Source organism: Streptomyces sp. NPDC048637 (genome assembly GCF_040650675.1).
Lineage (GTDB): Bacteria > Actinomycetota > Actinomycetes > Streptomycetales > Streptomycetaceae > Streptomyces.
Window position 1 is genome coordinate 68,369 of the sequence record NZ_JBEZHQ010000040.1, and the last position, 14,973, is coordinate 83,341.

The window sequence follows — 14,973 nt, forward strand, 5'->3', positions numbered from 1 at the left end:
TGAGCCGGCTGCGCCACGCCCCTTGACGTGTTCGCCGCGCGCTGATTACTTGGATCAGCATGCAGCTACCGAATGATCGGTAGGGAAACCGAGGCGGTGAACTCCATGCCGGAAGCGGCTACGGGAAGTGAGACGTTCGACGAGGTGGAACGGCTCTCCGGGGACGCGTTGCGCGCGCTGCAACTCACCCGGCTGCGCGCCTCGTTGCAGCATGCCTACGACCACGTCCCGTTCTACCGGGAGTCCTTCGACCGGGCCGGGGTGCATCCGCAGGACTGCCGCTCGCTCGGCGATCTCGCCCGCTTCCCGTTCACCGTCAAGGACGATCTGCGCGCCCAGTACCCCTTCGGGATGTTCGCCGTCCCCAAGGCGGAGGTACGCCGTATCCATGCCTCCAGCGGCACCACAGGCCGCCCGACGGTCGTGGGCTACACCGAGCGCGATCTGTCGCACTGGGCGGATGTGGTCGCCCGCTCCCTCCACGCGGCCGGCGGCCGGCCCGGTCACACCGTCCATATCGCTTACGGATACGGGCTGTTCACCGGCGGACTGGGCGCGCACTACGGCGCGGAGCGGCTCGGCTGCACGGTCGTCCCGGCGTCCGGCGGGATGACCGGCCGGCAGGTGCAGATCATCCAGGACTTCCGCCCCGAGATCATCATGGTCACGCCGTCGTACATGCTCACCCTGCTGGACGAGTTCGAGCGGCAGGGCATCGATCCCCGTACGACCTCGCTCAGGGTGGGCGTCTTCGGCGCCGAGCCCTGGACGCAGGAGATGCGCCGCGAGATCGAGGAACGGTTCGCGATCGACGCCGTGGACATCTACGGCCTGTCGGAGGTCATGGGGCCGGGCGTCGCCCAGGAGTGTGTGGAGACCAAGGACGGGCTGCACATCTGGGAGGACCACTTCTACCCGGAGGTGGTCGACCCGCTCACCGGGGAGGTGCTGCCGGACGGTGCGCACGGTGAGCTGGTGTTCACCTCGCTCACCAAGGAAGCGATGCCGGTCGTCCGCTACCGCACCCGCGATCTGACCCGGCTGCTGCCCGGCACCGCCCGTCCCGCCTTCCGCCGGATGGAGAAGATCACCGGGCGCAGTGACGACATGATCATTCTGCGCGGCGTCAATCTCTTCCCCGCGCAGATCGAGGAGATCGTGCTGAGAACCCCCGGCGTCGCCCCGCACTTCCAGCTCAAGCTCACCCGGGAGGGCCGGATGGACCGGCTGACCGTGCGCGCCGAGGCCCGGCCGGATGCGACCCCTGATGAGCGCACGGCAGCCGTCGGGCGGATCGCGCGCAGCGTCAAGGAGGGCATCGGGGTCTCGGTCGCGGTCGAGATCGTCGACCCGGAGACCCTGGAGCGCTCGGTCGGCAAGATCAAGCGCATCGTGGACGCCCGGCCGAGGGACACCGCCTGACGGCTGACGGCTGATGCCGGACGGCTGGTGGCTGACGGCTGCGGCAGCCCCGCTCAAGTCATCGTCGGGTCCCCCTTGATCAGGGCGAACGGGGCTCCTGCCGGGTCCTTGACCATGGCCAGTCGGCCGACGCCGGGGGCATCGGTGGGCGGGATCAGTACCGTGGCGCCATGGCCGGTGGCCGCCGCGAAGGTGGCGTCACAGTCGGTCACCCCGAAATACGGGTGCCACTCCGAGGTCGAACCGGCCTGCAGATTCTCCTCCGGCAGCTGCATGATGCCGCCCTGCCCCGAGTCGTCGCCCCGGCCGCCGCCGGGTGCGGAGACGACCGAGTAGACGATGTCGCCGCCCATCGGCATGTCCTGATGGTCCCAGGAGAAGACGGCGCGGTAGAAGGCCTTCGCCGCGGCCGCGTCGGTGGTGTACAGCTCCGTCCAGCACAGCGTGTTCGGCTCCATCACCCGCTCCAGCCCCTGGACGTCGCCCGGCTGCCATACGGCGAAGTCGCCGCCCGTGGGGTCGGTGAAGGCGGCCAGCCGGCCCGCGGTGAAGACCTCCATCGGCGGGACGCGCACCGAGCCGCCGGCCTGCTCCACCGCCTTGGCCGTGGCGTCCGTGTCGGGGGTCTGGAAGTACACGGTCCAGGCGGAGCGGGCGCCCTCTTCCATCAGCGGGCCGATGGCGCCGACCGTCTTGCCGCCGAGCTGGAAGAAGCCGTACCCGCCGGCATCCGGGCCGGCCGACTGGAAGCTCCAGCCGAACACGGCGGAGTAGAAGGAGACGGCGGCGTCGATGTCGGGGGCTCCCAGGTCGAGCCAGTTCGGGGTGCCCGGGACATAGTTGGTGGTCAGCATGGAGGGACCTCCGTTGCACGGATCGTGACGTTCACGGCTGTGTGCCTGCCGTTTCTCAGCATGGCAGCGGGCACTGACAGCCGCCCTTCACGCACGCCGTGCCGGGCCCGGCTCACGGTGCGCCGAACCGGGCCCGCAGCTCGCGCTTGAGGACCTTGCCGCTGGCGTTGCGCGGCAGCGCGTCCACGAACATCACCCGTTTGGGCGCCTTGAACGGTGCCAGGCGGGCGCGGGCCGCGTCGATCAGCTCCTGCTCCCCCACCGCCTGGCCGCCGCCGGCGCCGTCCGTGCGCCGTACGACCACTGCGGTGACCGCCTCGATCCACCGCTCGTCCGGCAGCCCGATGACCGCGACCTCGGCGACCTGCGGATGCTCGTAGAGCACATCCTCCACCTGGCGCGAGGCGACCAGTACGCCACCGGAGTTGATGACGTCCTTGACGCGGTCGACCACCGTGAAATAGCCCTCCGGGTCGCGGACGGCGAGATCCCCGGAGTGGAACCAGCCGCCCCGGAACGCCGCCGCGGTCTCCTCCGGCTTGTCCCAGTAGCCGGTACACAGCTGGGGCGACCGGTAGACGACCTCGCCCGAGGTGCCGTCGGGTACCTCCCGGCCCTCCTCGTCCACCACCCGTGCCTCGACGAACAGCACCGGGCGCCCGCAGGAGTCCATCCGGCCCTCGTGCTCCCCGGGGCCGAGCACGGTGGCCAGCGGTCCGACCTCGCTCTGCCCGAAGCAGTTGTAGAAGGCGAGGTCGGGCAGCCGGGCGCGGAGCCGCTCCAGGACCGGCACCGGCATGATCGAGGCTCCGTAGTAGGCCTTGCGCAGCCCGCTCAGCTCCCGGACGGTGAAGTCGGGGTGGTTCGACAGCCCGATCCACACGGTCGGCGGCGCGAACAGGCTGTCGGCCAGGCCCGCTTCCACCAAGGCGAAGATCCGGTCCGGGTCGGGCCCGTCCAGGATGGTGTTCTCCGCGCCCACCGCCAGATACGGCAGCAGGAACACATGCAGCTGCGCGGAGTGGTAGAGCGGCAGCGAGTGCACCGGCCGGTCCGTCTCCTTCAGGTCGAGGGCGACGACGGCGCTGGTGTACTCGTGCACCAGGGCGCGGTGCGTCATCATCGCGCCCTTGGGCAGCGCGGTGGTTCCCGAGGTGTAGAGGAGCTGGACGAGGGCGTCGTCGGGGACCTCGGTGACCAGGTCCGCGCCGCCGGGATCCGCCGGCCCCGGTTCGGCGCCCGCGGGCGCTTCCCGGGCCGCGAGCCGCTCCAGCAGCCCGCCGGGCGCCCCGTGGAGGGGCATGGTGCGGGCGGAATCCGGCAGCCGGTGCGCGAGCGCGGGGTCGGTGAGCACCAGCGCGCTGCCCGACTGGTCCAGGAGGTAGCGCAGATCCTCGCCGGTCAGGCTGTGGTTGACCGGCACATGCACCAGTCCGGCGCGGGCGCAGGCCAGAAAGCCGATCAGATACGCATCGGAGTTGTGTCCGTAGGAGGCGACCCGGTCGCCCGGCTCCAGGCCGTCCGCCAGCAGCACCCGGGCCGCGGCGGTCACCGCGTCGTCCAGCTCGCGGTAGGTCCAGGACCGGTCCGCGTACCGCACCGCGGTCCGTCCGGGCACCCGTCGGGCGCTCCGTCGCAGGACTCCGTCGACCGTATTGCTCCGCGCTCGCGTCATGGCGCGATCCTGGGCCGCACCCCCCTCCGGGTCAAGGCACCCGGCGGGGTCCGGCGCCGGCCGCCCGCGGCGGTCCCGGAGGGCGTCCGGCCGCGGGCGGCTGCGCGGGCACGGTTACAGGGCGCGCTCCCTGCCCTCCCAGTACGGGTCACGCAGCCGGCGCTTGTAGAGCTTGCCGTTGGGATCGCGCGGCATGACGGCGATGAAGTCGAGCGACTTGGGCCGTTTGTACCCGGCCAGGTGCTGTGCGCAGTGGTCCAGGATCTCCGCGGCCAGTCCGGGTGACGGCGGGTGGCCCTCGGCGGGTTCCACGACGGCCTTGACCTCCTCGCCCCAGTCGTCGTGCGGGATGCCGAAGGCGGCCGCGTCGGCGACCGCGGGGTGGCTGAGCAGGGCGGATTCGATCTCGGCGGGGTAGATGTTCACCCCGCCCGAGATGATCATGTCGATCTTGCGGTCACGGAGGAAGAGATACCCGTCCTCGTCGAGACAGCCGAGGTCGCCGACGGTGAAGAAGTCACCGATCCGGTTCTTCCGGGTCTTGCCCTCGTCCTTGTGGTAGCGGAAGCCGCCGGTGCTCATCTTCAGGTAGACGGTGCCGAGTTCGCCCGCGGGCAGCCGGTTGCCGTCGTCGTCGAAGACGGCCAGTTCGCTGATCGGCCAGGCCTTTCCGACCGTCCCGGGCTTCTTCAGCCAGTCCTCGGCGGTCGCGAAGGCGCCGCCGCCCTCACTCGCCGCGTAGTACTCCTCGACGCAGCCGCCCCACCAGTCGATCATCGCGCGTTTGACGTGGTCGGGGCAGGGCGCGGCGCCATGGATGGCATGCCGCATCGAGCTCACGTCGTACGCCGCACGGGTCTCCTCCGGCAGGGCGAGCAGCCGGTGGAACTGGGTGGGCACCATATGGGTGTGGGTGCAGCGGTGCGTGTCGATCAGGGCCAGCATGCGCTGCGGCGTCCACTTGTCCATCACGACGAGGCGATGGCCGATGTGCAGCGAGGCACCGGCGAATTGCAGCACGGCCGTGTGGTATAGCGGTGAGCAGACCAGGTGGACGTTGTCGTCGAACGGCTTGATGCCGAAGATGGCGAGGAAGCCACCGAGGTAGGAGTCCTCGGGCGGGGTGCCGGGCAGCGGGCGGCGGATGCCGCGCGGGCGTCCGGTGGTGCCCGAGGTGTAGTTCATGACCCAGCCCAGGGTGCGGTCGGCGGGTGCGGACTCCGGCTGTCCGTCGAGGAGTTGCCCGTACGGCCGGAAGCCGTCGAGGTGACCGGCGGCGTAGCGGTGGGACGCGGGCAGCTTCGCCTCGTCGGCGGCGTGCCGGGCCGCCTGCGCGAACCGCTCGTGCGCGATCAGCACCTTCGCCCCGGAGTCGGCCACGATCCAGGCGATCTCCGGGCCGACCAGGTGGTGGTTGACGGGGACGAGGTAGAAACCGGCCTGGGACGCGGCGAGGTAGGCGGTGAAGAACTCGACGCCGTTGGGGAGGACCACGGCGAAGGCGTCGCCGCGTTCCAGACCCGCCGCGCGCAGTCCGTGGACCAGCTGGTTGCTCGCGGCGTGCAGCCGGCCAGCGGTCCACTCCTCGCCGTCCGCGGTGATCAGGACCGTACGGTCCGGGTCGGCGGCGGCCTGCGCCCAGAAGCCGTTGGGCGGTGGGGAGTCCTTGCTCATTCCGCTGTCCTCCTCGGGTTCATGCACGTCCGGCGATGCGGTTGATCCGGTCGATGGCCCGCTCGAAGCCGCGGGTCAGCTCGTCGAAGACGGCCTGTACGCTGCGCTCGCTGTTCATCCGGCCGACGATCTGGCCGACCGGGGTGCCCAGCAGCGGCTCGACCTCGTGCCGCTGGATACGGGAGTTGGCCTCGGCGACCAGCAGGCCCTGCAGCGGCATGGGGAGCGGGCCGGGGCCGCTCGGGTCGTCCCAGGCGTCGGTCCATGCGGTGCGCAGCTGACGGGCGGGTTTGCCGGTCAGGGCGCGGGAGCGAACGGTGTCCCCCGGGCCCGCGGCGAGCAGTTTCGCGGTCAGCCGCCGGGAGTGCAGCTGGGCCTCCTCGGTGGTCAGCCAGAGTGAGCCCAGCCAGACGCCCTGTGCGCCGAGGGCGAGCCCGGCGGCGATCTGCTCCCCGGTGCCGATACCGCCCGCGGCCAGCACCGGCAGCGGGTCGACGGCGGCCACGACCTCGGGGGTGAGCACCATGGTGGCGATCTCGCCGGTGTGGCCGCCTGCCTCGTATCCCTGGGCGACGACGATGTCGATGCCGGCGGCCTTGTGGTGCAGGGCGTGCCGGGGGCTGCCGGCCAGCGCGGCGACGAGGATGCCGTGCTCGTGGGCGCGCCCGATGACATCGGCCGGCGGTGACCCGAGGGCGTTGGCCAGCAGCTTGATCGGATAGTCGAAGGCCACATCGAGCTGGCTGCGGGCGACCTGCTCCATCCACCCGGTGATCCGCCAGCCGGACGCCTCGCCCTCCGCGAGCCGCGGTACCTGGTGTTTCTCCAGCAGTTCGGTGACGAAGCGGCGGTGTTCCTCCGGGATCATCGCTTCGACCTCGGCCTCGCTGACGTCCTCCACCTTCTTGGCGGGCATCACCACATCGAGCCCGTACGGGAGCCCGTCGGTGTGCTCCTGCATCCAGTCGAGGTCACGCGCCAGCTCGTCCGGAGCGGTGTAGCGGACCGCCCCGAGCACCCCGAACCCGCCGGCCCGGGTGATCGCCGCGGCGACCGCGGGAAAGGGCGTGAACCCGAAGACGGCGTGCTCGGCTCCCAGCGTGTTGCTCAGCTCCGTCTGCATGGGCGCAGGATGCCGCAGCGGGCCGTACGAGGGAAGAGATTTTCTGATGCAGCGTCAGAAACGTGTGCCACGGGCACGTTTCACCGGGCCGGAACGGCCGGCCCGCACCCCTCACCCCTCCTCCAGCACCGCCATCGCCGCGTTGTGGCCCGGGATACCGCTCACTCCCCCGCCGCGGACCGCGCCCGCGCCGCACAGGAGGACGTTGGGGTGGGTGGTCGCCACCCCCCAGCGCGCCGGGGCGGCGCCCTCGGCGGGGTCGTCCGACGGCTCCGCGTACGGAAAGGCCAGGTCGCGGTGGAAGATGTTGCCGCCAGGCAGGCCCAGTTCACGGTCCAGGTCGAGGGGGGATCTGGCCTCGATGCAGGGGCGGCCGTCGGCGTCGTGGGCCAGACAGCCGGCGAGGGGCTCGGCGAGGTGGGTGTCCAGTTCGGCGAGGGTGGCCGCCAGGAGACGGTCGCGGGTGGCGTCGTTGTCGGCGGTGAACAGGCGCGCGGGGGCGTGCAGACCGAACAGGGTGAGCGTCTGGTAGCCCTGGCGGACCAGGTCGGCACCGAGGATGGAGGGGTCGGTGAGGGAATGGCAGTAGATCTCGGAGGGCGGGGAGACCGGCAGCCCGCCGGACGCGGCCTGTTGGTAGGCGTCCTCCAGCTGGCGATAGCCCTCGGCGATATGGAAGGTGCCGGAGAAGGCCTCCCGTGGGTCCACCCGGGTGTCGCGTAGGCGCGGCAGCCGGGTGAGCAGCATGTTGACCTTGAGCTGGGCGCCCTCGGCGGGTGGCGGCGGAGCCTCGCCCAGGAGGCGGGCCAGCTCCCGCGGGGCGGCGTTGACGAGGACCCGGCGGGCGCCGACGGTGCCCTGGTCGCAGGTCACCTCCGCGGTGCGGCCGTCCGTCGCGATACCGGTCACCGCGCAATCGGTGACGATCTCCGCCCCGGCCCGGCGGGCGGCGTCGGCCAGTGCGTCGGTGAGGGCGCCCATCCCGCCGATGGGGACGTCCCAGTCGCCGGTGCCGCCGCCGATGACGTGGTAGAGGAAACAGCGGTTCTGGCGCAGCGACGGATCATGAGCGCCGGCGAAGGTGCCGATCAGGGCATCGGTGAGCACCACCCCGCGGACCAGATCGTCGGTGAAGGTCTCCTCGACCACCTCGCCCAGGGGGCGTTCGAACAGTGCGTGCCACAGGGCGTCGTCGTCGACCCCGGCGCGCAGCGCGGCGCGGGAGGGGAGCGGCTCGGTCAGGGTGGGGAAGACCCGTTCGGCCAGCCGCTGCGTGCTGCCGTAGAAGCGCTGCCAGGCGGTGAACTCCCGGTCGGAGCCGGTGAGTTCGGCGAACGCGGTACGGGTCCGGGCCTCACCGCCGCCGACGAGGAGTCCGGTGGGACGGCCGTCGCGTACGGCGGGGGTGTAGGAGGAGACGGTGCGTTTACGGACCGCGAACCGCAGCCCGAGGTCCCGCACGATCTTCGGCGGCAGCAGGCTGACGAGGTAGGAGTAGCGGGACAGCCGGGCGTCGACCCCGGCGAACGCCCGGGTCGACACGGCCGCACCACCGGTGTGGTCCAGCCGCTCCAGCACCAGCACGCTGCGCCCGGCGCGTGCGAGATAGGCGGCGGCCACCAGTCCGTTGTGCCCGCCACCGACGATGACCGCGTCATACGAAGTCCGTTCCGGCATGCCCCTTGGTAGCACGCGGTGATCCCGGTCGCCAGGTGCAGGCGGCTGAAACCTCTCCCCGGGCCGGTGCGGCTTCTTGACCGGCCCGGGGGCTGCTCCTAGCGTCCGGCCGTGTCCGCCCGGCACCGCTCCCGCCTTCCGCTCCGCAGGCCGTCCCGCCCACCCATGAGGTGACCCGTGACCCATCCCCCGGTACCCCGCATCGGCCGCACCTTCGCCGGACTGACCGCCGTCGCCGCCTGCTCGGCCGGGCTGCTCGCGGCCCCCGCGCCCGCGTCCGCCACCCCCGATCCGGCCCGCGCACCCGGCGCCCCGCACGCCACCGGGGCGTATCCGAATCTGGCCCCGAGGCCCCCGATGGGCTGGAACAACTGGTCCTACTACATGTGCGACATCAACGAGAAGGCCGTCCTCGACAATGCGCGGGCGCTGGTCCGTACGGGGCTGGCCCGGAAGGGCTACCGCACCGTCACCGTCGACGACTGCTGGATGACCAGACAGCGTGACACCAAGGGCCGGCTGGTGGCGGACCGGACCAAGTTCCCGCACGGCATGGCCCACCTCGGGCAGCAGCTGCACCGGATGGGCCTGAAGTTCGGGATCTATACGGACGTCGGGACGCTCACCTGCGAGAAGTTCCCGGGCAGCCTCGGTCATTTCCAGCAGGACGCCAAGCTGTTCGCCCGCTGGAAGGTGGACTACGTCAAGGCGGACGGCTGCAATGTGCCGGTCACCCCGGGACACCGCAAGGAGGAGACCTACCGGGACCTGTACGGGCAGATGGGCCGTGCCCTGCGCGCCACCGGCCGTCCGATGACCTTCTCCGTGTCGGCACCGGCCTACTTCCAGTACGACGGGGACAGCGTCTGGCGCCGGGTCATCGGCTGGTCGGCCGAGCTCGGCAATCTGTGGCGCACGGGGCGGGATGTGGCACTGCAGAAGAACACCCCGGCCGCGAAGTGGTCCTCCATCGTCTACAACTTCCGCTACAACGCGCATCTGGCCGGCCTCCAACGGCCCGGACGCTGGAACGATCCGGACTTTCTGCTGGCCGGGGACACCGGCCTGACACGGCATGAGATGCAGAGCCAGATGTCGCTGTGGGCGATGATGGCGGCACCGCTGATCTCCAGTACGGATCTCGGCAAGCTGTCCCCGGCGGCGCGCGAGGTGCTCGGGAACGAGGAGGTCATCGCCGTCGACCAGGATCCGCTCGGCGTCCAGGGGCGCGTCGTCGCGCAGGACGACGGCTCGGCGGTGCTGTCCAAGCCGCTGCAGAACGGCGACCGGGCGGTCGCCCTGTTCAACTCGGGCAGCACCCCCCGCACGCTGTCCGTCCCCGCCGGCACGGCCGGGCTGGCGAAGGCCGGCTCCTACCGGCTGCACGATCTGATCACCGGCCGCCGTACGCACAGCAAGGGGAACATCGTGGCGCGGGAGGTGCCGCCGCACAGCACCGTGCTCTACCGGGTCACTCCGAGGTGACCGGGGCGGCGGGCCAGGAACACCCCCTAGCTCGAGTTTTAACCTCCACCCGGTTACCAGGAGGTGCTGGGTGGCGTGAACGGCTACGAGCAGTCCGGCCGTGGTGGACCAAGAGCAGCCAGCTTGGTGATGAAGGCCGCCGTCGAGGCCCCGCGCTGGGGCCCGACAGCGAGTGACATCAGACGGACCGGCTGACGTCGTCGAAGTCGGTGGAGGCCGACAGCCCCCGGGGCTGCGCGACCTGCTCCGGATCCTCGAGCACACCCCCGCCCTTGTGCTGGGGCGGCGACTGGACGTACTTGCGTCCAACCAGATGGCACGTGCGCTGCTCACCGACTTCGACGCGCTGCCGCACCGCGAGCGGAACCTGGTGCGGTTCATGTTCTGCGACGAGAACGCCCGCTCGCTGTATACCCACTGGGACACCCACGCCCAGGACATTGTCGCCTCGCTCCGGCGAGACGCCGGACGCCATCCACACGATCCACTGCTGGCCGAACTCGTCGGCGAACTCTCGATCACGGATGAGGACTTCCGCCGCTGGTGGGCCGGCCAGAACGTGTATCGCCACACGCATGGCAGCAAACACTTCCACCACCCGATCGTCGGCCCGCTCGCCCTCAATTACGAGTCCCTCACCCTGCCCGCCGACCCGGACCAGCGGCTGAGTGTCTACACCGCCGAGGCAGGCTCCAGCTCCGAAGAGGCGCTTCGGCTACTGGCCGCGTGGATACGGCAGCCCGAGCCCTCGCACGGGCAGCACGCAGATCATTAGACGCCCGCCGGTCCGCGAGGAGCGGTCGGCCATAGTGCCTGCGTGCGAGAACACCATCTCCTGGCGCGACCCGACACCAGCCCATCAAAGCCGCATCCAGGGATGAAGCAACGGGACAAAACGACCTCGTGACGCCCTCTCAGAAGGCTGCCATCCGGCATGCGCGAGGTCGGCGAGAGCGCGGACATGGTGCACTTACACGTTGCCCTTGCCTCCGCAGATCTCGCAGGTGTCCGCGAGAAGTCTCGCGATGAGTCCCTTCTGCAGATAGTCCACCCGCACCGGCTCACGATCGGTGAATTCTGCCGCTCGCTGCCGTTGGAGGCGAATTCCACCGAACCGTGCCACCAGTGGTTTCCTGTTCTTCCGCTCGATACGGGTCTCGAAACATACTCGGGGCCCGTTGAGAGTGTCGATTCTGGCCTTATGTTTGGATGCCATTTTCGACACTGACGAGCGGTGCTTGGCCGCGAGGGTCTTGAGACTGGGTTCGGAATCATCACCCGGCAGTCCATCCGCCGCGGCACGTTCACAAGCGTCCACGTCCTGATCAAGCAGATCCGCGACTACATCGACTCCTGGAGGTGACTCTGGAGCCGGGCGTGGCGAAACTGGTAGTACGCTCCGCTTTGGCGCAGTACGCCTCGCCGGTGGGCGTCCTTAAGGAAAGCACTCACGGCCCAAGGCAGCCGCCCGGTCAGCGGCAGCCAGATGCGCGCCAGGACCACCCACTGGCCCCAAGCGGTCAGGCTGAGCCCAGCCGCGAGCCAGCCGCCAAGTCCGAGCTGAAACCCGTACCTCAGCCCGTCCGTGAATCCCCACTCAAGCGTCACGCCCCACAGGTATCCGTGAAAAAGATCTGCCACGAACCAGCGTCCGAACCCGGCCACAATTCCGAAAACAGGTCCGAGCGCGAGCGCTTGGAAAAGCACAGTCGTGCGATTGGTATTCAGCAGGCCTGCGGGGCTAGTGGCAGTTGTGGTGTCGATGGGAGCTTCAAACCAGGCCGTGGCCCCGAGAACGAGGCTGGCTCCACCCCCGAGCACGAGCCCGTAGTACACCGCGTCCACCAGTCCGATCATGAGCCAGGGCACACGGTCGAACATCAACGCGTGGCCGAGCCCCGTCACCAGCCCGTCCATGAGCCCGACTGCCAGCCCCAACCCGAGCCCGCCCAGGAGCCTGGGGATCGTTCTTGGACCCAACGTCCTTTCCCATCCACGGATCCGTATGCGTACCCGCGACGGCTTCAAGGCATCACCGTTCAACCTGGGCCAAATCCCGTGCGCAAGTCCGCAAATCAACGCGGCCTCGGCCCCGTTCATCAGTCCGTTCACGAACACGAACCCGGGAGTGAGCCCGAGCCCGCCAGTGACGTACATCAGCCCGTCCACCAACCAGACGATTAGCCCAAACAACAGCCCAGCGACAAGGCCTACCACCACCATGCGCGAAGATCGGCGCATAGTGGTGCCGATCTCCCACCAGGCCACGCCGTCTGCGCCGAGCCGACGCAGGTGCCAGGCGAGGAAGCTCAGCCATCGATGCGCATCCTCACTCGCCCACTCCCGCGAACCCTCCTCGGACAAATCTGAGGAGTATACGGCGGGGACGAACCGGCCCAGCAGGTGATTCTCCACCGCCGTCTGGTCGGCGAACCTACGGTTTCCGTCATCGTCAGAGGCGACCAGTGTCGCCGGGCGGGCGCCGGTGCCAGCGTAGGCGGTACGAGCAAGCCACGCCATCAATGGAGTAGTCAAAGCACGTGCCACCGGCCCGTCAGGGTGGTCCTCCAACTCGGCAAATACTTCATCCCACTTGCCGGCCTGACGGGGAGGCGTGGTGACCTGCAGATACTTCTGCAGGACTGGTTGGTCCAGCGGGCACAGTTCGACCACTGCAGCGGCAATGAGCACATTCTCCTTCACCGCCTGCTCGTACTCCTTCGCCCGACACGTCACCACCAGCGGCTCCCCCCTCTTCAGGGCCCGGTTCAATGCCACCAGCGCGGTCCGCCGCGCCGCAGAGGGGATCTCGTCCAACCCATCCAGCACTGGCAGCACCCATCCGGCCTTGATCAACTCCCAGGCCAGTGTGGGTTGCGACTCCGACCGAGCCCGCAACCTGGGGTCGTCCTCACCTAATCGGCGTGCCATCCACGCGTGCAACGACTCTCGCTCGGGGTCCCAGGAGCCCACCGAGAGCAACACCGGCACTGGGTCCCCGTCTTGGCGCTGGTCAAGGAGCTTCAGCACCAGGCTCAGGGCCAAGACGGTTTTGCCCGCCCCCGGTTCACCGAGGATCACTAGCCGCCGCGAGACCACCCGGCCGAATACCGCAGCGATGTCCCCATCGTTCGCCTGCCTGTGCAGTTGCCCGGAAAGGTCCACGGGCTCACTCTGATCGGGGGCACCGTTGATCGCCTCCCAGTGGTCTGCTACCGACCGCGCCGTGTTCATCCACCGCACCGGCAACGGCCAAGGAGCCTGAAGTTGGAGGGTCTTCTCCTCCGCCAGCCACCGCTCGGCTACGGCATCGGCCAGGTCAGTAACGAGGTCGTCCAATGTCCGTGGCGTTGCTGGCTTCGGAATGGACAACCACACGACCAGGGCAGTAGCTGCCATGAGCAGGACGACCGCAAGCGTGACATCGTTCTTCATCCAGGCTATGAACTGCGGTGGGTGCTCTTTCACCCAGTCGCCGAGAGGACCGAAGTAGATCGGCAGCCAGGCGGTGAGCACCGCCACCACCACGATCAAGAACCGCTGCCTCCTGCCGCGAGAAGGCCCTGAGCGCTTCCTACGCATGCACTCCCCCGACTGTCGCGATCTTGTCGTGACGCTGACGCCCCGTCACACCATCAGCGTATTGATTCCCACGCAGAAACGGGAGTGTTCAATGATCAGCGGACCCGATGATCAAGGAGACGCCAGATGAGCGACACGACCATCGAGCAGATACCGGGTGGTGAGCCGGCGGCGGAGGCCGTGGCGGCGAGTGACGAGCAGTTGGTTGCGATGCTCGTGGACCGGGCCCGGTCGGAGGGCCTGCAGCTGACCGGGGAGGGTGGGTTGCTTCAGAGGGCGTTAAGAGGTCGTTTCGTCCCGTTGCTTCATCCCTGGATGCGGCTTTGATGGGCTGGTGTCGGGTCGCGCCAGGAGATGGTGTTCTCGCCGGTGAGGCGGCGGGCCATGAGGTCGGTCATGGCTAGGTGAATCATGGCTTCGGAGCGGTGTGGGTGGGTTTCGTAGTCGCGGGCCAGGCGGCGGTGGAGCATGAGCCAGCCGTAGGTCCGCTCGACCGCCCAGCGTTTCGGGATGGGGGTGAACCCTTTGGCGCCAGGCGTGCGTTGGACGATTTCGAGGTCGATGCCGATGGTGGCGGCGTGCTCGATGAAGTGTTTGCGGTAGCCACCTTGCGCAGGCCGGGATGGTCAGCGGCGGTCTGGTCCAGGAGGGTTTGCCCGGCGGTGGAGTCCTGGACGCCGGCTGCGGTGACCAGCACCGCCAGCAGCAGTCCGAGGGTGTCGGTGATGATGCTGCGCTTGCGGCCCACGATCTCCTTGCCCGCGTCGATGCCCTGACTCTTGGCAGGGACGGAGGTGGAGGTCTTGACGCTCTGCGCGTCGATCACGCAGGCCGAGGGCTCGGGGCTCTTGCCTTCTTGCTGGCGCACCAACTCTCGCAAGAGTCCGTTGAGCTGGGCGAAGACACCGTCCTTTTGCCACCTGGCGAAGTAGCCGTACGCTCTGGTGTGGCGGGAAGTCATGCGGGAGATAGGCCCACTGGCAGCCGGTGCGGTCCACGTGGAGGATCGCGTTCATGATCTCGCGCAGGTCATGTCGTGGAAGGCCGGCCGAAGTCCAGAGCCCGACCGCGGCGCTCGAAGCGCCAGGCGGACAGCACCGGCTCGATCAACTCCCAGCGTGCATCGGACAGATCACTTGGATACGCACGACGTTCCGTCATGACCTGGGCATACCGCCGTGCGGGGGCGTGCGCCCAGGCGTGCAACCTGCCGCGTCGAAGCACGGGACAGACTCGGGCGTCCTGGAATGAGACAGGCGCAAGCAGGCCTCCGCCCCATCTGTCACACCGCCAGCCTCACCACACACAGCCGCCACCACAGCCTCACCAGCAGCACATCGACAGGCAGAACAATCCACCCCCGACAACCGCACTCAAGATGAAAACGACCTCTACTGATCTTTTCGTAAGTTCGGTGGGTGTGGTGGCCGTGTGGGTGGGAGGCTGTCGGGGTGGCATATCAACCTTCCCCTTCGGTCGCC

The 14,973-nt window shown here is 69.2% G+C and carries 10 protein-coding genes and 2 pseudogenes; 4 read left to right on the top strand and 8 right to left on the bottom strand.

Annotated features, from left to right (window positions below; genetic code table 11):
* The first annotated feature begins 105 nt into the window (after window positions 1-105).
* Window positions 106-1,422 (top strand): phenylacetate--CoA ligase PaaK, encoded by a 1,317-nt coding sequence (gene paaK / locus AB0C46_RS33690; RefSeq protein ID WP_362832533.1) that lies wholly within the window; start codon window positions 106-108, stop codon window positions 1,420-1,422.
* A 53-nt stretch (window positions 1,423-1,475) separates the two neighbouring features.
* On the opposite strand, the gene AB0C46_RS33695 is transcribed toward paaK, so the two are convergent.
* The 5 genes from AB0C46_RS33695 to AB0C46_RS33715 form a co-directional block, all read right to left on the bottom strand.
* Window positions 1,476-2,276 carry a VOC family protein gene (locus AB0C46_RS33695; protein WP_362832519.1) on the bottom strand — a complete coding sequence of 267 codons (801 nt, stop codon included), beginning with the start codon at window positions 2,274-2,276 and terminating at the stop codon, window positions 1,476-1,478.
* A gap of 112 nt (window positions 2,277-2,388) precedes the next feature.
* Complete coding sequence (locus tag AB0C46_RS33700; protein WP_362832520.1) at window positions 2,389-3,951, bottom strand: acyl-CoA synthetase; 1,563 nt, start codon at window positions 3,949-3,951, stop codon at window positions 2,389-2,391.
* A 114-nt stretch (window positions 3,952-4,065) separates the two neighbouring features.
* Window positions 4,066-5,625, bottom strand: a complete 1,560-nt coding sequence (locus tag AB0C46_RS33705; protein WP_362832521.1) for an acyl-CoA synthetase — start codon at window positions 5,623-5,625, stop codon at window positions 4,066-4,068.
* A gap of 19 nt (window positions 5,626-5,644) precedes the next feature.
* Complete coding sequence (locus AB0C46_RS33710; RefSeq protein WP_362832522.1) at window positions 5,645-6,748, bottom strand: nitronate monooxygenase family protein; 1,104 nt, start codon at window positions 6,746-6,748, stop codon at window positions 5,645-5,647.
* 111 nt (window positions 6,749-6,859) lie between these two features.
* The gene (locus tag AB0C46_RS33715; protein ID WP_362832523.1) at window positions 6,860-8,425 is read right to left on the bottom strand and encodes an NAD(P)/FAD-dependent oxidoreductase; all 1,566 of its coding nucleotides are present in this window, start codon (window positions 8,423-8,425) and stop codon (window positions 6,860-6,862) included.
* 177 nt (window positions 8,426-8,602) lie between these two features.
* Here AB0C46_RS33715 and AB0C46_RS33720 point away from each other — a divergent pair, with 177 nt between their 5' ends.
* The gene (locus AB0C46_RS33720) at window positions 8,603-9,910 is read left to right on the top strand and encodes a glycoside hydrolase family 27 protein (protein ID WP_362832524.1); all 1,308 of its coding nucleotides are present in this window, start codon (window positions 8,603-8,605) and stop codon (window positions 9,908-9,910) included.
* A gap of 172 nt (window positions 9,911-10,082) precedes the next feature.
* Window positions 10,083-10,685, top strand: coding sequence for a hypothetical protein (locus tag AB0C46_RS33725; RefSeq protein WP_362832526.1), 603 nt, complete (start codon window positions 10,083-10,085; stop codon window positions 10,683-10,685).
* Window positions 10,686-10,880: 195 nt separating this feature from the next.
* Here the strand turns inward: AB0C46_RS33725 and AB0C46_RS33730 are convergent, their stop codons facing one another.
* Both AB0C46_RS33730 and AB0C46_RS33735 read right to left on the bottom strand, forming a co-directional pair.
* A complete protein-coding gene (locus AB0C46_RS33730; protein WP_362832528.1) occupies window positions 10,881-11,126 on the bottom strand; it encodes a hypothetical protein in 246 nt (81 codons plus the stop codon).
* A gap of 125 nt (window positions 11,127-11,251) precedes the next feature.
* On the bottom strand, window positions 11,252-13,438 hold the full coding sequence (locus AB0C46_RS33735; protein ID WP_362832535.1) for an NACHT domain-containing protein: 2,187 nt from the start codon (window positions 13,436-13,438) through the stop codon (window positions 11,252-11,254).
* Window positions 13,439-13,618: 180 nt separating this feature from the next.
* Between AB0C46_RS33735 and AB0C46_RS33740 the strand changes: the two are divergent.
* Window positions 13,619-13,768: pseudogene (locus AB0C46_RS33740) on the top strand (IS256 family transposase); the annotation flags it as partial.
* A 29-nt stretch (window positions 13,769-13,797) separates the two neighbouring features.
* On the opposite strand, the pseudogene AB0C46_RS33745 reads toward AB0C46_RS33740, so the two are convergent.
* Window positions 13,798-14,653 (bottom strand): annotated as a pseudogene (locus tag AB0C46_RS33745) (IS5 family transposase).
* Window positions 14,654-14,973: the final 320 nt, after the last annotated feature.